The 21,091-nt window shown below is 67.5% G+C and carries 21 protein-coding genes, 1 tRNA gene and 1 pseudogene; 15 read left to right on the top strand and 8 right to left on the bottom strand.

The features are described 5' to 3' along the window. Positions 1–362: 362 nt before the first annotated feature. Positions 363–965, top strand: a complete 603-nt coding sequence (locus ABC766_RS11280) for an exopolysaccharide biosynthesis protein (protein ID WP_210274666.1) — start codon at positions 363–365, stop codon at positions 963–965. Positions 966–968: 3 nt separating this feature from the next. On the opposite strand, the gene ldtR is transcribed toward ABC766_RS11280, so the two are convergent. Both ldtR and ABC766_RS11270 read right to left on the bottom strand, forming a co-directional pair. Then, positions 969–1,481, bottom strand: a complete 513-nt coding sequence (ldtR, locus tag ABC766_RS11275; protein WP_043350258.1) for a transcriptional regulator LdtR — start codon at positions 1,479–1,481, stop codon at positions 969–971. A 160-nt stretch (positions 1,482–1,641) separates the two neighbouring features. Further along, positions 1,642–2,100, bottom strand: a complete 459-nt coding sequence (locus ABC766_RS11270; protein ID WP_043350256.1) for a DUF6163 family protein — start codon at positions 2,098–2,100, stop codon at positions 1,642–1,644. 212 nt (positions 2,101–2,312) lie between these two features. On the opposite strand from ABC766_RS11270, the gene hemB reads away from it, so the two are divergent. The 9 genes from hemB to ABC766_RS11225 all read left to right on the top strand — a co-directional run bounded on the left by hemB (position 2,313) and on the right by ABC766_RS11225 (position 11,133). Continuing rightward, complete coding sequence (hemB, locus tag ABC766_RS11265; protein ID WP_043350254.1) at positions 2,313–3,371, top strand: porphobilinogen synthase; 1,059 nt, start codon at positions 2,313–2,315, stop codon at positions 3,369–3,371. Beyond that, complete coding sequence (locus ABC766_RS11260; RefSeq protein WP_043350251.1) at positions 3,368–3,736, top strand: hypothetical protein; 369 nt, start codon at positions 3,368–3,370, stop codon at positions 3,734–3,736. The genes hemB and ABC766_RS11260 overlap by 4 nt, the downstream gene beginning before the upstream one ends. 110 nt (positions 3,737–3,846) lie before the next feature. Beyond that, entirely contained in the window at positions 3,847–4,338 is a 492-nt protein-coding gene (locus ABC766_RS11255) for an RDD family protein (RefSeq protein ID WP_043350249.1), read from the top strand. Positions 4,339–4,462: 124 nt separating this feature from the next. Continuing rightward, positions 4,463–5,209, top strand: coding sequence for an arginyltransferase (locus tag ABC766_RS11250; protein WP_043350247.1), 747 nt, complete (start codon positions 4,463–4,465; stop codon positions 5,207–5,209). A gap of 119 nt (positions 5,210–5,328) precedes the next feature. Next, on the top strand, positions 5,329–6,636 hold the full coding sequence (gene purB, locus ABC766_RS11245) for an adenylosuccinate lyase (protein WP_043381613.1): 1,308 nt from the start codon (positions 5,329–5,331) through the stop codon (positions 6,634–6,636). A gap of 52 nt (positions 6,637–6,688) precedes the next feature. After that, positions 6,689–7,546 carry a D-amino-acid transaminase gene (locus tag ABC766_RS11240; RefSeq protein ID WP_345822267.1) on the top strand — a complete coding sequence of 286 codons (858 nt, stop codon included), beginning with the start codon at positions 6,689–6,691 and terminating at the stop codon, positions 7,544–7,546. Between the two features lie 121 nt (positions 7,547–7,667). Continuing rightward, positions 7,668–7,958: a hypothetical protein gene (locus tag ABC766_RS11235; RefSeq protein WP_342140848.1), complete on the top strand. Its 291-nt coding sequence runs from the start codon at positions 7,668–7,670 to the stop codon at positions 7,956–7,958. Positions 7,959–8,112: 154 nt separating this feature from the next. Continuing rightward, positions 8,113–9,405 (top strand): adenylosuccinate synthase, encoded by a 1,293-nt coding sequence (locus ABC766_RS11230; protein WP_043350287.1) that lies wholly within the window; start codon positions 8,113–8,115, stop codon positions 9,403–9,405. Positions 9,406–9,684: 279 nt separating this feature from the next. Further along, positions 9,685–11,133 (top strand): histidine kinase, encoded by a 1,449-nt coding sequence (locus ABC766_RS11225; protein ID WP_345822266.1) that lies wholly within the window; start codon positions 9,685–9,687, stop codon positions 11,131–11,133. Positions 11,134–11,178: 45 nt separating this feature from the next. On the opposite strand, the gene rpoH is transcribed toward ABC766_RS11225, so the two are convergent. After that, positions 11,179–12,072 carry an RNA polymerase sigma factor RpoH gene (rpoH, locus tag ABC766_RS11220; RefSeq protein ID WP_043350239.1) on the bottom strand — a complete coding sequence of 298 codons (894 nt, stop codon included), beginning with the start codon at positions 12,070–12,072 and terminating at the stop codon, positions 11,179–11,181. Positions 12,073–12,307: 235 nt separating this feature from the next. Continuing rightward, positions 12,308–13,312: an RluA family pseudouridine synthase gene (locus tag ABC766_RS11215; protein ID WP_342140846.1), complete on the bottom strand. Its 1,005-nt coding sequence runs from the start codon at positions 13,310–13,312 to the stop codon at positions 12,308–12,310. Between the two features lie 103 nt (positions 13,313–13,415). On the opposite strand from ABC766_RS11215, the gene ABC766_RS11210 reads away from it, so the two are divergent. After that, positions 13,416–13,491: transfer RNA gene (locus ABC766_RS11210), tRNA-Glu, on the top strand. A gap of 195 nt (positions 13,492–13,686) precedes the next feature. Further along, a pseudogene (locus tag ABC766_RS11205) lies at positions 13,687–13,967 on the top strand (IS3 family transposase); the annotation flags it as partial. Between the two features lie 211 nt (positions 13,968–14,178). On the opposite strand, the gene ABC766_RS11200 reads toward ABC766_RS11205, so the two are convergent. The 3 genes from ABC766_RS11200 to ABC766_RS11190 form a co-directional block, all read right to left on the bottom strand. Next, positions 14,179–14,943 carry a BA14K family protein gene (locus ABC766_RS11200; protein ID WP_287091440.1) on the bottom strand — a complete coding sequence of 255 codons (765 nt, stop codon included), beginning with the start codon at positions 14,941–14,943 and terminating at the stop codon, positions 14,179–14,181. Between the two features lie 326 nt (positions 14,944–15,269). Next, positions 15,270–15,581, bottom strand: a complete 312-nt coding sequence (locus ABC766_RS11195) for a hypothetical protein (RefSeq protein WP_279899692.1) — start codon at positions 15,579–15,581, stop codon at positions 15,270–15,272. A 238-nt stretch (positions 15,582–15,819) separates the two neighbouring features. Next, on the bottom strand, positions 15,820–16,431 hold the full coding sequence (locus tag ABC766_RS11190) for a PAS domain-containing protein (RefSeq protein ID WP_287091441.1): 612 nt from the start codon (positions 16,429–16,431) through the stop codon (positions 15,820–15,822). A gap of 181 nt (positions 16,432–16,612) precedes the next feature. Here ABC766_RS11190 and ABC766_RS11185 point away from each other — a divergent pair, with 181 nt between their 5' ends. Both ABC766_RS11185 and ABC766_RS11180 read left to right on the top strand, forming a co-directional pair. Beyond that, positions 16,613–16,957, top strand: a complete 345-nt coding sequence (locus tag ABC766_RS11185; RefSeq protein ID WP_345822265.1) for a hypothetical protein — start codon at positions 16,613–16,615, stop codon at positions 16,955–16,957. Positions 16,958–17,754: 797 nt separating this feature from the next. Next, entirely contained in the window at positions 17,755–18,006 is a 252-nt protein-coding gene (locus tag ABC766_RS11180) for a hypothetical protein (protein WP_345822264.1), read from the top strand. Positions 18,007–18,701: 695 nt separating this feature from the next. Here the strand turns inward: ABC766_RS11180 and ABC766_RS11175 are convergent. Next, the gene (locus tag ABC766_RS11175; protein WP_345822263.1) at positions 18,702–19,376 is read right to left on the bottom strand and encodes a sigma-70 family RNA polymerase sigma factor; all 675 of its coding nucleotides are present in this window, start codon (positions 19,374–19,376) and stop codon (positions 18,702–18,704) included. Between the two features lie 211 nt (positions 19,377–19,587). Between ABC766_RS11175 and ABC766_RS11170 the strand changes: the two genes are divergently transcribed. Continuing rightward, positions 19,588–21,048, top strand: a complete 1,461-nt coding sequence (locus ABC766_RS11170; RefSeq protein ID WP_345822262.1) for a helix-turn-helix transcriptional regulator — start codon at positions 19,588–19,590, stop codon at positions 21,046–21,048. The last annotated feature ends 43 nt before the right edge of the window (positions 21,049–21,091 follow it).

The raw sequence follows: 21,091 nt of genomic DNA, 5'->3' as shown, positions 1-21,091 counted from the left end.
GCCTGCCAGAAGAATCAGAGTCGTTGGCCTTCGCGCATGGATCTTTGAGGCTGTGCGATGGCTTTGCACGATCAATCCTCCGGACTCGAAGGATCGGTTTAAGATAAAATTAACCTTTTTGCATCGATTGGCGCGATGTCATCCCCGGATTTGTTGGCGCCATGATCCGGAAGCCCGGCAAAAGCGTGCCGCATGTCCGCCGGCGTGCGCTGTGACTTTGGGAATGCTTGGCCGGGCTGCCGGGCGCGGCGCGGTGCGCGGCCACCTGCCGGCCGCCATCGCGCTGTCGCGAATCCGCCGTGCTTGGCGTGCCAGATGTTCTCGGCTAGAGCCCCCGCGGGTTAGCGAAGGTTGGCAGATCCTTGACCTCCGGTGCACGAACGTCGGACGTCCTCACCGTGCTGGCGAGCCAGGAGGGCGAGCGCCTCACCGTGGGCGACATCGTCGCGGTCCTACGGGATCGCGCCTTCGCGCTGCTCGTGGTCCTGCTGGGGCTGCCGAATTGCCTGCCGATGCCGCCGCCGATCCCACTGATTTGCGGCCTGCTCCTGCTGCTCGTGGCGATCCAGATCGCCGCCGGCATGTCGGCACCGTGGCTGCCGCGGATGCTGCTGGGCCGCTCCATCGCCTTGACGGATGTCCGGCGCGCTGTGACCCGCGCGGTGCCGATCCTGCGCCGCCTGGAGCGCTGGTCGCGCCCCCGCGTCAGCGTCTTCGAGACCGCGCTCGGCATGCGCGGCATGGGGATCGTCCTGCTGGCCCTGGCGCTGGCGCTGATCGTGGCCGCGCCCATCGTCGGGCAGATCCCGCTCGGTCTCGCCGTCTGCCTGGTCGGGCTCGGCCTCGTCGAGCGCGACGGTCTCGTCGTGCTGGGCGGCCTCGTCATCGGCGTGTTCGGCGTCGCCATCAATGCCGGCTTCGCCTATGCGGTGATCGCCGGGGTTGCCGGGCTCCTCAACCTCTGAGCCTCAGAGGCGGTAGCGGATCTGGTCGGTCCAGAAGCGCTCCAGGCGGCCGAGCGCCTGATTCAGGCGGGCGAAATCGTCCTCGGAGATCCCACCGATCGGCGTGATCGTCCGGGCATGCTTGTCGTACAGCCCCTGGATGATCTCGTGGACCTGACGGCCCTTGTCGGTCAGGCTGATCCGCACGGAGCGCCGGTCCGTCTTCGAGCGGGCATGGTGGAGGTAGCCCGCCTCGACCAGCTTCTTCACGTTGTAGGAGACGTTGGAGCCGAGATAGTACCCCTTGGTCCGCAGCTCGCTCGCGGTCAGTTCCTTGTCGCCGATGTTGTACAGCAGCAGCGCCTGGACGCTGTTGACGTCCTCGCGGCCGCGGCGCTCGAACTCGTCCTTGATCACGTCGAGCAGGCGGCGGTGCAGCCGTTCCACGAGGTGGAGCGCCTCCAGGTAGGAGCCCTTCGCGCCCAAGCCTTCCTCGGGAGCTTCGATCTGCGCGACTCGGGCGTTCTGGGTCTTCATCTCTGCCTCGCCATCCGATGATCCGGCACCCGTTCGATGCGGCGCCGTTGATGATGGCTAAGCTAGGGCTCGGGAATGAAAGGCGATTTAAGCGACAGGATGAATTCGCGATTTACTCTTCGCGGTAAAGACAAACTGAATGAAGATAAGAACGGTTCGTTCACCGTGCTTCCTGCGCCGCCAGCCAGGACAGCAGGAAGTACAACGTCACGACGCAGCCCCCGAATACGAGCAGCGGCACCGATAACGGCAAGAGTTGCGGTGTCAGAACCGCCAGCGTCATCGCCGACGTGACGGCGAGCAGCCAGATGACGCCGCCCCAGGCGCTCGTCAGCCACAGGCCGATCGCCGCGGCGGCATCGATCACCGCGAAGTAGACGATGGCGGATTGGCGGCCGAAGGGCTCGGCCTCGAAGGGGCGGACACCCGGCACGATGTCGAGGATGGTCGCCCAGGCGAAGACGCTCTTGAGCAGCCAGACGAGGGCCGTGAGCCGCATGAACCAGATCAGCACCGTATCCCACGTGCCGGGTGCCGGCCCCTGGACGCGCTCGATCCGGTCGCTGGGGATCCCCCCGGGCCGGGGCGTCCTGCGCCGGATCGGAAAATAGCCGGGCACTATCGGTGACTCGCGGAGATGATGGGCCGGCTCATGGACAGGGAACAGGATCCTGGTCTTCGGGAACGCAACGCGCCGGGTTGAAGCCGTTCCGCCGTCCTGCGTCAACGGTCGGGTTTCGCCGCACAGGTCCGGTGTGGTAGTCGAACGCCTCCGGCGCAGGGGCGCCGCGCGATCCGCGGCGTGGTCCGCGCGAACGGTAGCGAAGCCGCATGTCAGACACCCTGCCAGAGCCGCGCCCTCTCGCCGTGGAGGCCGCCCGCGAGGGCGCCCGCGTGGAGGGTCTCAAGATCACCCAGCGCCCGCGCCGCAACCGAAAATCGGAATGGTCGCGCCGGCTGGTCCGCGAGCATACCCTGACGGTCGACGATCTGATCTGGCCGATGTTCGTGATCGAGGGCGAGGGCCGGCGCGAGCCGATCGCCTCCATGCCCGGCGTCGAGCGGCTCTCGGTGGACGAGGTCGTCCGCGACGCGGAGCGCGCGGCGCGCCTCGGCATTCCGGCCATCTCGTTCTTCCCCTACACGGATGTGGCGCTGCGCGACCCGACCGGCTCGGAGGCGCTCAACGCCAACAATCTCGTCTGCCGGGCGGTGCGGGCCGTGAAGCGGGCCGTGCCCGAGGTCGGGATCATGACCGACGTGGCGCTCGATCCCTACACCAGCCACGGCCATGACGGCCTGATGAAGGACGGCGCGGTCCTCAACGACGAGACCGTCGCGGTCCTCGTCGAGCAGAGCCTGATCCAGGCCGAGGCCGGCACCGACATCATCGCCCCCTCCGACATGATGGACGGGCGCGTGGGCGCGATCCGCGCCGGCCTCGACAAGGCAGGGTTCCTCGACGTGCAGATCATGGCCTACGCGGCCAAGTATGCCAGTGCGTTCTACGGGCCGTTCCGCGACGCGATCGGCACCAAGGCCGCCCTCGTGGGCGACAAGCGCACCTACCAGATGGATCCGGGCAACTCGTCTGAGGCCCTGCGCGAGGTTCGCCTCGACCTCGACGAGGGCGCCGATTCGGTGATGGTCAAGCCGGGCCTGCCCTATCTCGACATCATCCGCCGGGTCCGCGACGAGTTCCAGGTCCCGACCTTCGCCTACCAGGTGTCCGGCGAGTACGCGATGATCGAGGCGGCCGCCCGGAATGGCTGGCTCGACGGCGACCGCGCGATGGTCGAGGCGCTCCTCGCCTTCAAGCGGGCCGGAGCCGACGGCGTCCTCACCTATCATGCGCCGCGGGTCGCGGAGCGCCTGCGCAGCCATCCGTGACACGCGGGCACCGCTGGCTCCTCGGGGCCGCGGTCGTCGCCGGCTTTCTCGGCGGGCTCGCCGCCTGTCAGGACACCCTGCGCCGGGATCGCGTCGCCACCTGCCGGCGGGCGTTGCCGGCCGTGGCGCCGCAACCTGGGATCCGGCTCCTGCGGGCGGCGCCGGGACCGGCGGCGAATTCGGTCCGGGTCGATTATTCCGACGGGACCCGGCCGCACTGGCTGACCTGCCGGTTCGATGCCGGGACGACCCTCGTCGCCCTCGCCACCGAGGGGACGACCCTGTCGGGGCCCGCGCTCTACATGCTGAGGCGATTCTATCTCGACACGCCGGACGCCGCGGCCGGCGACCCGGCCGGACGGTAAGGCAGTCCTGCAGCAGCGCGAAGCTGAGGCCGGGCAAACGCATCCTCTTGCGGCCTGAGCGGCGCGCACCCACCTTCTCGCCCGCAGCCTCGCTGGCAGGACGCGACATCATGCAGAACCCCCAACCCGGATACGCGCAGCGCTTCGACACGGCACCCGGCTATGCGGCGTCGCTGCCGGTTCCGTTCGTGCGGGCGAGTCTCGGCGGCCGGACGGTCGCCTATCTCCTCGATATCCTGTTCATCTTCGGCTTCACGGCCCTGCTGACTTTGCTGATCACCGTGATCGGCGTGGTCACGTTCGGCCTCGGCTGGACCCTGTTCGCGGTGCTGCCGGCGAGCGGCATCATCTACAGCGCGATCACGGTGGGCGGGTCGAAGCAGAGCACGATCGGCCAGCGGTTGATGGGCCTGCGCACCATCGCACCCGAGAGCGGCGCGCGGGTCGACGTGATCACGGCCGCGGTCCACGCGCTGTTGTTTTACGTGGCGATCTCGACCTTCCTGCTCTGGTGCGTCGACATCGCGTTCGGCCTGATGCGGTCGGACCGGCGTCTCGGTCACGACCTGCTGCTCGGCCTCGCCGTCGTCCACGCCCGCTGAGCGTCGAACCCGGCGATGAAAATCTGACGGTGCGACCGGTCGGGCCATTGAGCCTCGGCCGGTCGCCTGTACATTGACATGCCGGCGCCGAGAGGACGAACCCGGCGTAGGGCCTGTGAGAAGCGTGACCAGCCATCCGCGCGACACACCGCAATTCTACCTCACGGCCCCCTCGCCGTGCCCGTACCTGCCGGGACAGGAGGAGCGGAAGGTCTTCACCCACTTGGTCGGACGGCGCGCCCGCGACCTCAACGAGATCCTGACCCAGGGCGGCTTCCGTCGCTCGCAGACGATCGCCTACCGTCCCGCCTGCGAGACCTGCCGCGCCTGCATCTCGGTGCGTGTCGTTGTCGATGAATTCGTGCCGAGCGCCAGCCAGAGACGCATCCTGGCGCGGAGCGCCGACTGGATCGGCACGCCGGAGCCGAACCGGCCCGCCTCGGAGCAGTACGCCCTGTTCCGCCGCTACCTCGACGCCCGCCACGGCGACGGCGGCATGGTCGACATGACCGTGCTCGACTACGCCATGATGGTCGAGGACAGCCACGTCGACACCCATCTGGTGTCGTACCGGCGGCACGGGCCGGACACGGCGGTCACCGGCCGCGGCTCCGGGCCGCCGCTCGCCTTCTGCCTGACGGACGTCCTCTCCGACGGGCTGTCGATGGTGTACTCGTTCTACGATCCCGCCGAAGCCGCGCGCTCCCCCGGGACCTTCATGATCCTCGACCATATCCGCCGGGCCCAACGGCTCGGCCTGCCGTATCTCTATCTCGGCTATTGGGTCGAGGGGTCGCGGAAGATGGACTACAAGTCCCGTTTCCGCCCGCAGGAGCGCCTGATGGGCCAGGGCTGGGTGCGGATCGACTGATCCCGCTGTTGCCGACGGTCCACATCCGTTGCCGTCCCGTCATGGCCGATGCGCATTGAGCGGCCGGGCCGGCGCATGCTACCGGCCTCGCACGCAATACGGACCGTGCCGAGGCCCCCATGATCCCCCGCTACAGCCGCCCCGCGATGACGGCGATCTGGTCGCCCGAGAGCCGCTTCCGGATCTGGTTCGAGATCGAGGCCCACGCCACCACGGCGCTCGCCGAGATCGGCGTCGTCCCGAAGGAGGCGGCCGAGACGATCTGGGCCAAGGGTAAGGACGCGGTCTTCGACGTCGCCCGCATCGACGCGATCGAGGCGGTGACGAAGCACGATGTCATCGCCTTCCTCACCCATCTCGCCGAGATCGTCGGTCCGGAGGCGCGCTTCGTCCACCAGGGCATGACCTCGTCGGACGTGCTCGACACCTGCCTCAACGTCCAGTTGGTGCGCGCCGCCGACATCCTGATCGCCGACGTCGATTCGCTCCTTGCCGCCCTCAAGACCCGGGCCTTCGAGCACAAGCTGACCCCCACCATCGGCCGATCGCACGGCATCCATGCCGAGCCGGTCACCTTCGGGCTGAAGCTGGCCCAGGCCTATGCCGAGTTCGAGCGCAACCGTCGCCGCCTCGTCGCGGCCCGCGAGGAGGTCGCCACCTGCGCCATCTCCGGGGCGGTCGGCACCTTCGCCAACATCGACCCGCGGGTGGAGCAGTACGTTGCCGAGAAGATGGGCCTGACCGCCGAGCCGGTCTCCACCCAGGTGATCCCGCGCGACCGGCACGCGATGTTCTTTGCCACCCTCGGCGTCGTCGCCTCGTCCCTGGAGCGCCTGGCGATCGAGATCCGGCACCTGCAGCGCACCGAGGTTCTGGAGGCGGAAGAGTTCTTCTCCGAGGGGCAGAAGGGCTCCTCGGCCATGCCGCACAAGCGCAACCCGGTGCTCACCGAGAACATCACCGGCCTCGCCCGGATGGTGCGCGGCTACGTCACCCCGGCGCTGGAGAACGTCGCCCTCTGGCATGAGCGCGACATCTCGCACTCCTCCGTCGAGCGGATGATCGGCCCCGACGCCACCGTGACCCTCGACTTCGCTCTGGCCCGCATGACCGGGGTCATGGAGAAGCTGCTGGTCTACCCGGCCAACATGCAGAAGAACCTCGACCGGCTCGGCGGCCTGATCCACTCGCAGCGCGTGCTTCTCGCGCTCACCCAGGCCGGCGTGTCCCGCGAGGATTCCTACCGGCTGGTCCAGCGCAACGCGATGCCGGTCTGGCGCGGAGAGGGCGATTTCCTGGCCCTGCTCAAGGCGGACCCGGAGGTCGCCGCAGCGCTCGCGCCCGAACAGATCGAGGCGTGCTTCGATCTCGACTACCACTTCAAGCACGTGGACACGATTTTCGGGCGGGTGTTCGGCGACCGCTGAGCATCCCGCACGATTCCTGCTTGGGCCCGCGACGAACACAGGACAGCTCTCCGTGACCGCTCCCCGCATCGTCTATCTCAACGGCCAGTTCCTCCCCTACGAGGAGGCGCGCGTGCCGATCATGGATCGCGGCTTCCTGTTCGCGGACGGCATCTACGAGGTCTCGGCGATCATCGACGGCAAGCTCGTCGACAACGCCGCGCATCTCGCCCGCCTCGACCGTTCCCTCGGTGAGATCGGCATTCGCAATCCGCACGATGCGGCAAGCTGGGAGCGCCTGCAGACCGAACTCGTCGCCCGCAACGGCGTCACCGAGGGGCTGGTCTACATGCAGGTGACCCGGGGCGTGGCCGAGCGCGACTTCGCCTTCCCGAAGGCCGGCACCGAGCCCACCGTGATGATATTCACGCAGGCCAAGACCGTGCTCGCCAACCCGCTTGTCGAGAGCGGCGCCCGGGTGATCACCGTCGAGGATCTGCGCTGGAAGCGGCGGGACATCAAATCGGTGGCCCTGCTGGCGCAGGTGCTCGCCAAGCAGCAGGCGGCCGAGGCCGGCGTCGCCGAGGCGTGGATGGTCGAGGATGGCGCGGTGACCGAAGGCTCGTCCTCGACCGCGTTCATCGTCAGCCGCGACCGCGTGCTCGTCACCCGGCCGCTCTCCACGGCGCTCCTGCCGGGCATCACCCGGGCGTCGGTCCTGCGCCTCGCCCAGGAGGCGGATCTGCGGATCGAGGAGCGGCTGATTCCGGTCGAGGAGGCCTACGCGGCACAGGAGGCCTTCTACACCAGCGCCTCGGCCTTCGTCATGCCGGTCATCGAGATCGACGGCCGCGCCATCGGCGAGGGGCATCCGGGGCCGCTGACTCGGCGCCTGCGGGACCTGTACATCGAGGCCGCGCGTCGGGGCTGAAGCCCATCGGTTGCCCGGATACCGTCCACAGGTGGACGCTCCGGCCTCCCAGGCCCGCAGGAACGGATTGCGTCTCCGACTGTTCCTCCCCGAATTCGTATCCCGAACCGGGGAGGCTCTCATGCCGAAGAAGACTCTGATCGCCGCCTTCGCGGCGACCCTGGCGGCGGTGCCCGCCTATGCTCAGACCCCCAGCCCGTCTCCGACGCCGCCCGAGCGCGTGCGCCCGAATGCGGATGCGCCGCCGCAGGATCAGTCTCTCAGCGACAAGCTCCAGAAGAACGACGGGGTCATCAAGCCGCCGGATTCCGGGACGACCGGGACCGTGGTGAAGCCCGATCAGTCCGGGACCATGCCGGTCATCAAGCCGCACGAACTCCCGGGCCGGACGCCGGGAACCGAGGCCAAGTAGCCGCGCCGGACCTGTCGCCGGACCGCAGAACGGGTCTCCCGTGCGGTGTCTTGCTTGATTTCGCTGGCTGGATCGCGGAAACGGCACACGACGTGCGCCGCCTGCACCCGTGGGCGGCGCCGTCCCGGTTTCCGTCGCGGGTAAGCAGGCAGGCATGGCCAACGTCGTCGTTGTGGGCGCCCAGTGGGGCGACGAAGGCAAGGGCAAGATCGTCGACTGGCTCTCCGAGCAGGCCGACATCGTCGTCCGGTTTCAGGGCGGGCATAATGCCGGCCATACGCTCGTCATCGACGGCGTCACCTACAAGCTGGCGCTGCTGCCGTCGGGCGTGGTCCGCGGCGGCAAGCTCTCGGTCATCGGCAACGGCGTCGTGGTCGATCCCTGGCATCTCGTGGACGAGATCGACCGGATCAAGGCCCAGGGTGTGGAGGTCTCCCCCGCGTCCCTGCGGATCGCCGACAACGCCACGCTGATCCTGCCGCTCCACCGGGAGCTGGATCATTTCCGCGAGACCGCCAATGCCGGCCTGAAGATCGGCACCACTAAGCGCGGTATCGGGCCGGCCTACGAGGACAAGGTCGGGCGCCGGGCGATCCGGGTCGTCGATCTTGCCGATCCCGACGCCTTGCCGGCCAAGATCGAGCGCGTGCTGACCCATCACAACGCCCTGCGTCGCGGCCTCGGGATCGACGAGGTCAATGCCGAGGCGCTGCTGTCGGAGCTGAAGGCCATTGCGCCGAAGATCCTGCCTTTCGCCGACACCGTCTGGGCGCTGCTCGACGAGGAGCGGCGGGCCGGCAAGCGCATCCTGTTCGAGGGCGCGCAGGGCGCGCTGCTCGACGTCGATCACGGCACCTATCCGTTCGTCACCTCCTCCAACATCGTGGCCGCGCAGGCGGCGACGGGCTCGGGCCTCGGCCCGGGTGCGATCGGCTACGTGCTGGGCATCGCCAAGGCCTACACGACCCGGGTCGGCGAGGGGCCGTTCCCAACCGAGCTGTTCGACGAGATCGGCGAGACCATCGGCAGCCGCGGCCGCGAGTTCGGCGTCAACACCGGGCGCAAGCGCCGCTGCGGCTGGTTCGACGCCGTGCTGGTGCGCCAGACGGTCCGAACCTCCGGCATTCACGGGATCGCGCTGACCAAGCTCGACATCCTCGACGGCTTCGAGGAGATCCGCGTCTGCACGGGCTACATGCTGGACGGGCAGCCGATCGACCATCTGCCGGCGAGCCAAGCCGCTCAGGCGCGGGTCGAACCGGTCTATGAGGTGATCCCGGGCTGGTCGGAGACGACCGCAGGCGCTCGATCCTGGGCGGACCTGCCGGCGCAGGCGATCAAGTATGTCCGGCGGATCGAGGAGTTGATCGGGGCGCCGGTCGCCCTGCTGTCCACCTCCCCCGAGCGGGACGACACGATCCTCATGCACAACCCGTTCGAGGACTGACGCGTCGCGCGCTATCCCGTTGACGACGCGTGATTCCGGCAGCGCTGCCTGTATCCAGTCCGCGCAGGCTTGATCTAGAACGGGCTGGCGGCCGGGCCTTCGTTCTCGCGAATGATCCGCCGTATGCGGCGCAACCGGCGTGCGGGCACCGATCCGTGCGGCGGAATACGACAAACCGGCCGACGGCCGCGACCGGACCTGTCCGGCGGGAGCGGCCATCGGTCCCCGGCCGTCGACCGGCGTTGCCGGACGGCGGCCGAAGGGGCGGACCAGGGTATTATGGCCGATTACTATCCGCTTCTGGCGCGCGCGCTCGATGCGCTACCGGATCGAACGCCCGCTCTGCGCAAGGCGGTCTACGACCGTGCGCGCAACGCGCTGATCAGCCAGTTGCGCTCCCTCGACCCGCCGCTCTCCGAGGCGGACATCGATCTCGAGCGGCGCGCCCTCGACGCCGCGATCGAACGGCTCGAGGTCGACCATGGCGGTCTGCCGGCGCCGGCCAACGATGCGGTTCAGGCCACTCCGGGACAGGCGCCTGCACCGGTCGTCTCCGAGCCCATCGCGGTCGCGCCAGCGGTGCAGCCGGAGCCGGAGATCCCCGAACCGTCTCCCCCTGAGTCGAGCGTCGCGTCGAATCCCGATCCGGTGCTTCCTGCCGCCAAGGCGCCGTTCGCGATCCCGGGTCGGGATAGCGATTCCGCATCCGAGTCCGGACCGCGCGAGGCACCGATCCCGATCACCTCGAGGCGCCCGGGCGCCTCCGCCGCTGCTGCGCCCGAAGGGCTACCCCCTGAGGCGGCGACTTCGGCTCGACCCTCGATCGAGGAGCAGGACGCCGGCGAGGCCGCAGCAGACGTCGGATCGGGCCGTCAGCGCCCGCGGATCGAGGTGGTGCCGCTCCGAGCCGGGCGCTCCCGCGTGCTGCGCAACGTCTTTGTCGGAAGCGTCCTTGCTGTCGTGATCGGCTTGATCGCCGTCGCGGCCTTCCTGCTGCGCGACCGCCCACAGAATCTGCCATCCAGCGGTGCGGAGATTGCGGATTCTCAGCAGTCCGAGGCCGAGTCCAAGTTCGGCGATCGGGTCGGCGGCGATGCGGCGCCGGTGTCGAAGGCGCCTGCGCGCGCGGACGGTGCTGCCCCGTCTCGGACCAACGCGCCACCCGCCGAGGCGGGCGTCTCGGTCGCCCAGAGGGCTGAACTCGTCGAGGAAGGGGCCGGCGCAGAAAGCAGCCAGCCGACCGTCACGCAGGGGCGGGTGACGTGGCGCCTGGAGACGGTGAACGGGGAGCATGGTCAGCCGGTTCAGAACGCGGTCGTCGCGACCGTGACCGTTCCGGAGGCCGGGCTGACGCTGGTGATGACCATCCAGCGCAACCTCGACACGACGTTGCCGGCCTCCCACACGGTGAGCCTTGCGTTCAGCCAGACCGGCAGCAGCGGCACCGCTCGGACGGTCCAGGATGTCGGATTGCTGCAAGCGAAGGATGAGCAGAGCGCCCGCGGTTCGCCAGTCTCGGGCCTGCCGGTCCGTGTCCGCGACAACCTGTTCCTGATCGGCCTGTCGTCGCTGCAGAACGACGTGGAGCGCAACACCGACCTGCTCCTGCATAGGAACTGGTTCGACATCGCGCTGCGCTACACCTCCGGTCGCCGGGCGGTGCTGACCTTCGAGAAAGGGACCGCCGGCGCCCAGGTCATGCAGAGCGCGTTCGACACCTGGCAGTGATGAACGGGATTGTCCCCGGCGCTCAGTTACGCCGGGGACCTGCTGTCAGCGGGCTTCAATGCCGGTCCGCGGCAGCTCGCGACTGGCAATGTTGCGCTTGACCGCTTCCTGCACCTTTTCGAAGGCCCGCACCTCGATCTGACGAACGCGTTCGCGGGAGACCCCGAACTCGCCCGAAAGATCTTCCAGCGTGATCGGATCCTCGGCGAGACGTCGCGCCTCGAAGATGCGCCGCTCGCGGGCATTGAGGACACCGAGGGCGTCCTTCAGCGCGGAAAGGCGGTTCTGGCCCTCCTGTTCGCGCGCGAGCACGGTCTCCTGGCTCGGGCTGTTGTCCACGAGCCAGTCCTGCCACTCACCTTCGCCCTCCTCGCGCAGGGGCGCGTTGAGCGACGTGTCACCGGACAGACGCCGGTTCATGTCGATCACGTCCTGCTCGGGCACGCCGAGGCGCGTGGCGATCTGCGACACCTGGTCGGGTTTCAGATCGCCCTCATCGAGGGCGGAGATCCGTCCCTTCGCCTTGCGGAGGTTGAAGAACAGCTTCTTCTGGTTGGCCGTCGTGCCCATCTTCACCAGAGACCACGACCGCAGGATGTATTCCTGAATCGCTGCCTTGATCCACCACATGGCATAGGTGGCGAGACGGAACCCCTTGTCGGGATCGAAGCGCTTGACCGCCTGCATCAGGCCGACATTGCCTTCCGACACGACCTCGCCGATCGGCAGGCCGTAGCCGCGATAGCCCATGGCGATCTTGGCGACGAGGCGCAGGTGCGACGTCACCAGGCGGTGCGCCGCTTCGCGGTCACCGGCATCACGCCAGGCCTTGGCGAGGGTGAATTCCTCCGACGGCTCCAGCATCGGAAACTTGCGAATCTCGTCGAGGTAGCGCGAAAGGCCACCTTCGTTGGCGAGCACGGGAAGCGTACCGGCCATGGCTTTCTCCTGAACCTGTGTCCCCCTGCCGGGCGGACGCGACGGACAACAGTGCCGTCTACTCGGGCCGCTCTTGAGCCGACCCTGCCGGCCACCCATCTCATGCAGGTCGCCGGGGAGCCGGTCACGGTCGATGACACCCACGTCGCCAACAACGCGCCACCGGCGATTTTGATCGTACCATGTCACGATGTGACGCGGTACGGGGTGTTCTTTCGCACGCCGCAAGGGGCGGTTACAGGCGCGCCGGGTCGCCTGCGTCGGCCCGCAGTGCCTGGATCAGGGCAGTCAAGTCGGTCGGCAGCGCACTCTCGAAGCGCAGCGTCTCACCCGTGCGCGGGTGACTGAAGCCGAGCAGTTCCGCGTGGAGCGCCTGCCGTCCCAGGGCCGTTAGAGCGGCACGCGCCTCCAGACTCAGGCGGGCCGCCTTGGTGCGGAAGGCACCCCCGTAGACCGTGTCCCCGAGCAGGGGATGTCCGCGATGGGCGAGATGCACGCGGATCTGATGCGTGCGACCCGTCTCCAGGCGACACCGCACGAGGGTAGCCTCGCGATAGGACTCGGCGACGGCATAATGCGTGACCGCATGGCGGCCGCTGTCGTCGGAGACGACGGCGATCTTCTCCCGATGGAACCGGGACCGGGCAAGGCTGGCCCGGATCGTCCCCGCCCGCGGCTGGGGCAGGCCCCAGACCAATGCGGCGTAGGCGCGTTCCAGCGGCCCTGTCCGGCCGTGATCGGCGAATTGCGCGGTGAGGCCCTGATGCGCCGCGTCGTTCTTGGCGACGACGATCAGGCCGCTCGTGTCCTTGTCGAGGCGATGGACGATGCCGGGGCGGCGCACTCCGCCGATCCCGGACAGGCTGGCCCCGCAATGGGCGATGAGGGCGTTGACCAGCGTCCCGCTCTCGTGGCCCGGCGCCGGGTGGACCACCAGGCCGGCCGGCTTGTCGATGACGATCAGATCGTCATCCTCGTAGACGATCGGCAGGTCTGCGGCTTCGGCCACCGGCTCGGCCGGTGCCGGAGGCGGCACGGTGAGGATGATGGACGCGCCGGCGGCAACTTTGGCGGCCGGATCGCGCGCCGGGAGACCGTCCCGCTTCACATGGCCTGCGCGGATCAGGTCCTGCAATCGGGCCCGGGACAGATCCGGGAACAGCGTGACCAGCGCTCGATCGAGCCGCACGCCTCCCTCGGCCACGATCCCGGCCTTTTCGACGTCAGCGTTGTCCACCACGATCCTTGTCCGCACCCGATCTGACCCGCCGAGGCGGATTTCCTGACGAAGGCTCTTGCTCCGCCGCCGGGTCGTGGCTATAGCACCCCCGCGCCGCCGGAAAGCTCCCATCGTCTAGCGGTCTAGGACGTCGCCCTCTCACGGCGAAAACAGGGGTTCGATTCCCCTTGGGAGCGCCACCGGCGCATTTTTCATAAATGCTGGCAGCATTTCACCTCATGGTGGGTGCCCGAGCCCGCAACTCCAGCGGGCCGCGCTGTCATGACACGAAGCCTTTCCAAGCGATGTCAGCAAGCCGTGCTCGCTGCGTCTCGCGCGTGCAGCTGCGCTCGGCGCGTTAGCCGCGGTCGCCTGTTGCAGGCCTTGCGGCCGTGCCGACGTTCCATCGCTCAAAGACGCAGTTCGTCGTCAGGGATATGCCGAGAATTTGGCGGGTCGGGCGGCTGGTCGCCGACCTAATGCGCGATCGCTCTCTTCTGCAGGACGTGCGCAAGCGAGAGGGATGAGGCTCGCCGTTCGCCGCGCGATCGCTGGCCCCCTGCCGGTGGCCTGCGGCATCAGCAAGCGCATGGCCGCATTAGCCAGCGGCTTCGGCCATTCGTCCCAGTGCGAGCGTAAGCGTTCGGGTCCACAGGCGGCGCTGCGCATGCGGCTGGGCGGTGCAAACGCTTCCGGGTGAACACTCTCGTGCCAGACCACCGTGGACCCCGCGGTGAATGGCTGTGCAGGGCTTTCGCTCGGTCGCAGCTTGAGCTTGATCCGGACGTGCTCGTCCGACCCGTCATCCCCGAATGAAAGCTCGAAAACGGAACCGTGCCCTGTCTGCACGGCACAGACGGTTCCGTTCCTCGCGCGTGTTCCCCTGATCAGCGGCAGCGATGGCGCCGTCCATCCCGGCCGAGATAGGTCCCGGTCTGCGGATCGTAGGACCGGAAACGACGCGCGCAGTAGCGGTCATCACCGATGGTGCGATCCGAATCGACGTCGTCGTAGCCATAGGTGACCGGAGCGTAGCCGCCGCCATATCCGACGTCATAGCCGTAGCCGTATCCCGGATAACCGTATCCGCCGTAGAGGCCTCCCACGGCCACTCCAAGGCCGAGCCCGCCGAGCCCATATCCGCGTCGTCCGTAGCCGTAGCCGTATCCGTAGGGACGTCCGTAGAAGCCTCGGTTCACGCCGTAATGCCGATGCAGGCCGTAACCGCGGTGGGCGCCGAGGTCATGGGCGAGCCCGCGATTGGGGAACCCGTGGCCGACGCCTGGCCTGCCGAGATGAGGGTTGCCGAAGCCCCGGTTGGCAAACCCACCACCACCGGCCGCCGCGGCTCCGAAATTGTGATTGCCGAAGCCCTGGTTGACGAAGCCGCCGCCGCCCGCCGCAGCTCCGAAATTGTGATTGCCGAAGCCCCGATTGGCGAAGCCGCCGCCACCCGCTGCAGCTCCGAAGTTGTGATTGCCGAAGCCCTGATTGCTGAAGCCGCCGCCACCGGCGGCTGCGGCCCCGAAGTTGTGGCTGCCGAAGCCTTGGTTGGCGAAACTGCCGCCGGCCTGTGCCCGGGCACCGGTGGGTGCCGCCAAGAGGGCGCCGGCGAGGATTGCCGATGCAATCGCTGTGACCGTCTGGTTCATGGTCGCCACGCTCGCTGTGTTGAGTCTATCTGGATCAACGTCGCGCCAGCGGCGGCCAATCCCGCTTCCTTTTGTCCTGCGACCAGATCGCTGGTCGATCCGACCGATGATCGAGGGCGTGCGATTGTCCCGGCCCGGTTACCCTTCGCCATTTCAGCCCCGCAGTCCTGGCCGCACCGGGCATTTTATTGCGCTGTATCGTGATAGCTCTGATCAGGGATCCGCTCGTTCTCGCCACCTGAGCTTCGGGTCTGGGAAGACTCGCCCGGTTCACCGGCGCGGGCCTCTCACGCGCGTCGGCAGTCTTCTCACCGAGACCCGTTCCCTCAGTACCGGACGGTGCGGATACCGCCGCCACCGCCACCCACGACGCTCCGGATCACCTCCTTGGTCGACGGGCTGATCCCACCATCGCTACGCAGACGACGCCCATCCGCTCGTTCGAGGCGCGCGACATCGTCGGAGCATCGATCCAACGCATCCCTCACCTTCGACGCGAGGGGACCGCCGCGGTGCGCGCCGGCGCCGCTCATCTCGAACCGCAGGCAGGATGCCAGGTAGCCTTTCAGGTCGTCGAAGGCGGCGGCTTGCGCGCCCGTCGTCATGACGATGAAGAGCAGTGCGGATCGGGCGAGCATGGGGCAATCCGGGAAACGACAGTTGTCATAGACAACGTGCGAGCGGGCCATTGGTCGCTTCAAGGCTCACCCGGCGGAGGCTGGTGTGCGTCTGCGCTGCCGGTTCGGGACGCCAATGCGCCCGAGGCTGGCGCCCCGCCGTAGCCACCCCCTGCGATCCCATCCCGGGCCGCGTTGCTGTCGGCTCACCGCTTGTGGGTTCAAGTATCCTGACCCATGCAAGCCATCAGACGCGCACTTAATTCATGTGCCGGCGCCGAGCCTGAAGCTCCTGCTGAGCGAGCTTGCGCCCGACCTCCAACAGCAGCGCATCCGCGCGTGCTTTCAGATTCGGATCCTGCAACTGCGCGAGAGACTGCTGCGCGGCCAAAAGGAGTTCGGCTGCTCGTTCTAAGGGTGGCATGCAGAGTGGGTGCAACTCACCGCCTGTCGCCGCTCTCGTGCCGGTGCGCGACCGCGTCAGATCGATGATGATGCCCCGTCCCCGGATCGGACGCCCCGATGCGTCGCGAACGGTATAGCCACGGTCGAGAACCCATCGCGTAACACCATCAGCCGAAAGCACCCTGTACTCGGCAACGAAAGGGGTGTCTTCGTCGATGCTGCGACGGATCAAAGTGTGGACATGCTCCTGATCATCCGGATGCATGCCGTCCACAAACGCCGATAGCGGAACGCCTGTAGCTGCGGCGTCCGGATCGACGTTGAACATCAATGCTACGAACGTGTCTGCACGCACCGAGTCCGAGACGATGTCCCAGTCCCAGGTGCCGGCCACCTCGACGGCGTCCAACGCCTGCTGCAATGCGGTGGGGCGAGTCTGGATGTCAACGAGCTTGAGCTTCGGCACCGAGACGCTCACGATTGCAGCGGGACCAACCTTCAGTTGCGAATGTATAAAAGCACTCACTCCGGCTTCAAGCGATATCGAGAACAATATCAACCGGAGCGTGTAAATGGTGCCGGATACGGCACGGATTGTGGTAGGAAGCAGCCGAAGTGGCGTTTTTCGCGCCAGCGCGGAGCGAGCGATGGGACAGAAGATGCCGCTTCAAGCGAAGGCCGGGTCGGATAGTTCCTGGGAAAATCGCAGCGACAGCCGCTCCGCAGCCTCGGCCGGCGATGACGCAAGGCGTCTCGTGACCCGCATCGCGGGGGCGCTTCAGGTTCAACCCGACGTCCTTTACGCTCCCGACGCGGCCAATGCGCGAACTCACAGCGCCGCGGATGGCGCCGACCTCGATCAGCAGTGCGAGGCGCTGCTGTACGCCTACAGGCGTATCCGAGATCCCGAAGAACGCCGTCGGCTCCTGCTGCTCGTCCAGGACGCGGCTGAGGAGACCGAGGCTCTGATCGGACGCTCTTCCGCCTCGTGAGCAGACTCGCGCGGGGCCGAGCGGCCGGTTTTCGCTCATGAATAGGTTGAACTGACGGCACGCGCCGAGAGATGCGAGGCGTGTCCCGGTCTCGAGACCGGACCACTCAGATACAAGCCTCGCGCAATGATCGCCCTAGGTGTCCGGTGTGGGGAAGGCGACAGGAAGGACAAGGACGAAAAGCCGCGTAATCTATCTCGAATTATCGCTAGAACGTATTGCGGACTGTTATGCGATTTGCGTCCGCAGTATAGAGCCGATTAATCCCATCTCCGTGGTCGCAAAACCGTTGTAGGCGTAAAATCAATGACTTTGTAGTCGTATGAATATCGATTGCCTGCGGTGATGGGTTTCGTGGCGACCGCAATGTCTTGGCGGTCGTATTGGAGGATTCCAGAACGTGCCGGATGCATGGCAGCGCTGTTTCAGAGAATACAGTGCCGCACCTCTGTCGCCCGGTCATTCGGGATTATAGATCGGCTTTCAAAATTTTGCGTTAGGCTCATATCGATCGTGTGGGCGCCACAGGCTTCAGCAGCCTTTCGGATACCCCGAAGACCTGCATGACGGATCGATTCAGCGGGTAACAGGAGGACGGTGTCAGCTTTGTTGGACTCGGCGTGTTCGTTGTTGGGCGTCGTGAGGAGCCAAGAGTTCCCTCCGAGACCCCCATCAGGCCAACGCCAGCCGCCCTACGATCCGTCGGCCGCTGTCGCGCGCGCCAGCTTCGGTCGGAAGGCCTCGAACTCAGTCAGAGACGCCCGCATCAGCAACGGATCCACCGCCTCGGAAAAGCGATGATCGCGATCATCCGGATCGGGGAACCCGGGCTGACCCAGCAAGGGGCTCACCAGGCCGCCATCCAAGGAAGGCGTCGTTCGAGGTATCCGATTGACTGGCCGATCCGAGCCGGCCGCGCCGCGTCTTCAAACGGCATCACGGAATTTGCGGCGCTGGAGAAGGCGATCCGGTTATCGCTGCCTGTTCCGAATGGGCGGGCGACCATGGACGTCCGGCTCCGCGGCGTCGCCGTTACCAGAACCAGATGAGGCGGCCGGATACCGCGTAGATGACGAACCAGAGCCCGACAGCCAGAGCAATCGACGCGACGACGAGAGCCGGATGAGGCTTCTTGCGGTTGCGAGAGGACGCGACGGGAGCGATCTGGTCCATGGGGATGGCGTGTTCGGGCCTCGTACCGATCGCATGCATCGAGGTTCCTCGGGCGGAAGACGGAATGTCCGGTGGATGCGGTCAGCGACAAAGGCGCCTTACCAGCAAAACCAAACCCCCGCGTCCTCATCAAAAGATGGATTGACGCCGCGGTGGCCGGTGTCGGATTGCGCACGGCGCACGCATCCGCGATCACCGCCGGGTGTTCCGTCTGCGATTGGCGGGAATATCGGGGACGTTCCGGAACGACGGTGGCGGAGTTTGGCCCCGCATTCCCTGCGCAGGCTCAGCCTTAGGCCGCCGCGCCGGCCATTGCGCAGCGTGCCGCCCGGGCCAGTCGGTCCCCTGTCGGCGGATCGTCGGGCGGCCTCCTGTCGCTTGTTGCACCCCTCAAATGATCGCCACGCCTCGCGGACAGGCGTCCGCGCCACCGTCGAGCGACGTCATTGCATGCGGCATTGCATGCGGCACGGCTGTTCTGGAACGTTGACCTTTCTCGCGGCCCAAGTTTCCGGCTCCGGAAGAATGAGCGAGGTCCGACGCATCGCTGGGTAAGGGCAGCGCGCCCCGATCACGCTTCTCCGAGATCCCGCAGGAGTCTGTCGCGCGCGCGGCTGACGCGGCTCTTCACCGTGCCTGCGGGGCACCCGATCACCGCGGCGGCGGCCTCGTAGGGGAGGCCGTCGATGGCGACGAGGAGGAGCGCTTCGCGATAGGCCGGCTCGAGGCGGTCGATGGCGGCCTGAACCTCCTTCAGTCCGAGGGCGTGATCCTGCGCGGCCGGTTCGGAAACGGTGGCAGCGTGGAGGCCGTCAGGATCCGCGATCTCGAGGCGCCTCTTGCGCCGCCCGTTGATGAAGCCGTTGCGCAGGATCGTGAATAACCAAGCGACCAATCGGGTGCCGGGCTCGTATCGCTCGCGATGCTCCCAGGCCTTGAGCAGCGTGAACTGTACGAGATCATCCGCTTCGGCTCCATCGAAGGTCAGCGACAGGGCGTACCGCCTGAGACGCGGCACCAGCGCGATCAGGTCGTCCTTGAATGCATCGGGAACCTGCCCGCCGGCTTCGGCTGCATCGAGGGCCGCGGACAAACGATCCAGCACGGCGGCGAGCCGCGAGCCGACATCAACCGCCGCGACCTCTGAGTAGTATTGCCGCAGCCGATGACCGAGCTGCGCATGGACATACGAGATGACGGGATCGGACGCGTCGGCCGGATCCCGCTTTTCGTCGGCGGGCTGCACGGGAAGCTCTCGTGTCGATAGGATGGAAACATTGTCGCAGCGGACGACACGTCCGGCGGAAGGGCGCGGACTTATCTCTGGTCGATAACGACAGCGTCAATGATGCAGGTATACCAGTGTAAAACGCGAGCGCAGTGGAACCTGCTTGTGCGCAACCCGTTTGTGCCCGGCTGCCGGAGGGGCGGCGAGCGCGGCATGGGGTGCGAGAGCGGTGACGGCGGGCGTCGACAGGCATGAACTCCGGCAGATCATCGCCGGCCTGAGCGAGGGCGTGATCCTGGTCGAGCCCGACCAGACCATCGCGTACGCCAACGCCGCCGCCCTGGCGATGCACGGCGCCGAGAGCCTCGACGAGCTCGGGCCGACCGTGGACGCGTACCGGGATCGGTTCTGCCTGCGCTACCGCAACAACGTCGCGCCCAACCAGTATCCGATCGAGCGCGTCGTCGCCGGCGAGCGCTTCCACGATGTCGTGGTCGAGGTGCGCCGGGCCGACAAGCCCGAGATGGATTTCGTCCACTCGCTGCGCAGCCTCGTGGCCACGGACCGCGACGGCAAGCCGAGCTGCCTCGCGCTGATCCTCAAGGACGTCTCCGACCAGTTCGAGGCCGAGGAGCGGTTCGAGCGGACCTTCAACGCCAACCCGGCCCCGGCGGTGATCACCCGCCTGTCCGACCTGCGCCACGTCAAGGTCAACACCGGCTTCCTGGAGATGACCGGCTTCACCCGCGACGCCGTGATCGGCCGCAGCGTCTACGAGGTCGACGTCCTGGCCGGCGCCCGCAACCGCGACCTCGCGGTCGCGCGCCTCGAGGCCGGCGGCACGATCCCCCAGATGGAGGCCTGCCTCGACCTGCCCGACGGCGGCAGCCGGTTCGTGATCGTCGCCGGCCAGCCGATCGCGATGGGCGACGAGCCGTGCATGCTGTTCACCTTCGCCGACCTCGAACTGCGCCGGAAGGCCGAGACGGCCCTGCGCCAGAGCGAGGAGCGCTTCGCCAAGGCGTTCCGGATGACGCCGGTGCCGACCGTGCTGGTGCGGGCGGACACGTTCCAGGTCACCGGCATCAACGAGGCGTTCAGCCGGGTCTTCGGCCACGGCGAGGACCGGATCGTCGGGCGCAGCCTCGACGAGGCCGGGCTGTGGGTCGCCGACAAGCAGCGCCTGCAGGTCGAGGCTGCCCTCGACCGGCACGGCTACGTCCTCGGGGTCGAGGTGTGCCTGCGCCACGAGAGCGGGACGAACCTCGACTGCCTGGTCTCGGCCGAGCGCGTGACCATCAACGATGCCGAGTTCGCCCTGCTGGTCCTGCAGGACATCACCGAGCGCAAGCACACCGAGCGGGAGCTGTTCGACGCGATCGAGACCGTGATGGCCGACACGTCGTGGTTCAGCCGCGGGCTGATCGAGAAGCTCGCGACCCTGCGCCGCCCCGGCCGGGAGGCCGCCGAGGGGGCGGCGCCGAACCTGACGGTGCGCGAGCGCCAGATCCTCAACCTGATCTGCTCGGGGCTCGGCGACGACGCGATCGCGCGCAAGCTCGGCCTGTCGCGCAACACGGTGCGCAATCACGGCGCCGCCTTGTACCGCAAGATCGGCATCCACAAGCGCAGCGAGGCGGTGGTGTGGGGGCGCGAGAACGGCTTTCCGCTGAGCAGGCCTGACGGATGAATACCGCCATACCGGTATGGGCGGATCATTGATCGGGCGATGT

This window comes from Methylobacterium fujisawaense (genome assembly GCF_039619325.1).
GTDB classification, from domain to species: domain Bacteria; phylum Pseudomonadota; class Alphaproteobacteria; order Rhizobiales; family Beijerinckiaceae; genus Methylobacterium; species Methylobacterium fujisawaense.
Note: the sequence above shows the minus strand (reverse complement) of the source record. Positions and strands in the feature narration are given on the sequence as shown.

What these genes read in the sequence shown, in the direction of transcription:
- ldtR (WP_043350258.1), bottom strand. Translation starts at nt 1,481, where the DNA reads ATGAAGACCCAGAACGCCCGAGTCGCGCAGATCGAAGCTCCCGAGGAA.
- hemB (WP_043350254.1), top strand. Translation starts at nt 2,313, where the DNA reads ATGTCAGACACCCTGCCAGAGCCGCGCCCTCTCGCCGTGGAGGCCGCC.
- ABC766_RS11255 (WP_043350249.1), top strand. Translation starts at nt 3,847, where the DNA reads ATGCAGAACCCCCAACCCGGATACGCGCAGCGCTTCGACACGGCACCC.
- purB (WP_043381613.1), top strand. Translation starts at nt 5,329, where the DNA reads ATGATCCCCCGCTACAGCCGCCCCGCGATGACGGCGATCTGGTCGCCC.
- ABC766_RS11235 (WP_342140848.1), top strand. Translation starts at nt 7,668, where the DNA reads ATGCCGAAGAAGACTCTGATCGCCGCCTTCGCGGCGACCCTGGCGGCG.
- ABC766_RS11230 (WP_043350287.1), top strand. Translation starts at nt 8,113, where the DNA reads ATGGCCAACGTCGTCGTTGTGGGCGCCCAGTGGGGCGACGAAGGCAAG.
- ABC766_RS11225 (WP_345822266.1), top strand. Translation starts at nt 9,685, where the DNA reads ATGGCCGATTACTATCCGCTTCTGGCGCGCGCGCTCGATGCGCTACCG.
- rpoH (WP_043350239.1), bottom strand. Translation starts at nt 12,072, where the DNA reads ATGGCCGGTACGCTTCCCGTGCTCGCCAACGAAGGTGGCCTTTCGCGC.
- ABC766_RS11200 (WP_287091440.1), bottom strand. Translation starts at nt 14,943, where the DNA reads ATGAACCAGACGGTCACAGCGATTGCATCGGCAATCCTCGCCGGCGCC.
- ABC766_RS11195 (WP_279899692.1), bottom strand. Translation starts at nt 15,581, where the DNA reads ATGCTCGCCCGATCCGCACTGCTCTTCATCGTCATGACGACGGGCGCG.
- ABC766_RS11185 (WP_345822265.1), top strand. Translation starts at nt 16,613, where the DNA reads ATGGGACAGAAGATGCCGCTTCAAGCGAAGGCCGGGTCGGATAGTTCC.
- ABC766_RS11180 (WP_345822264.1), top strand. Translation starts at nt 17,755, where the DNA reads ATGATCGCGATCATCCGGATCGGGGAACCCGGGCTGACCCAGCAAGGG.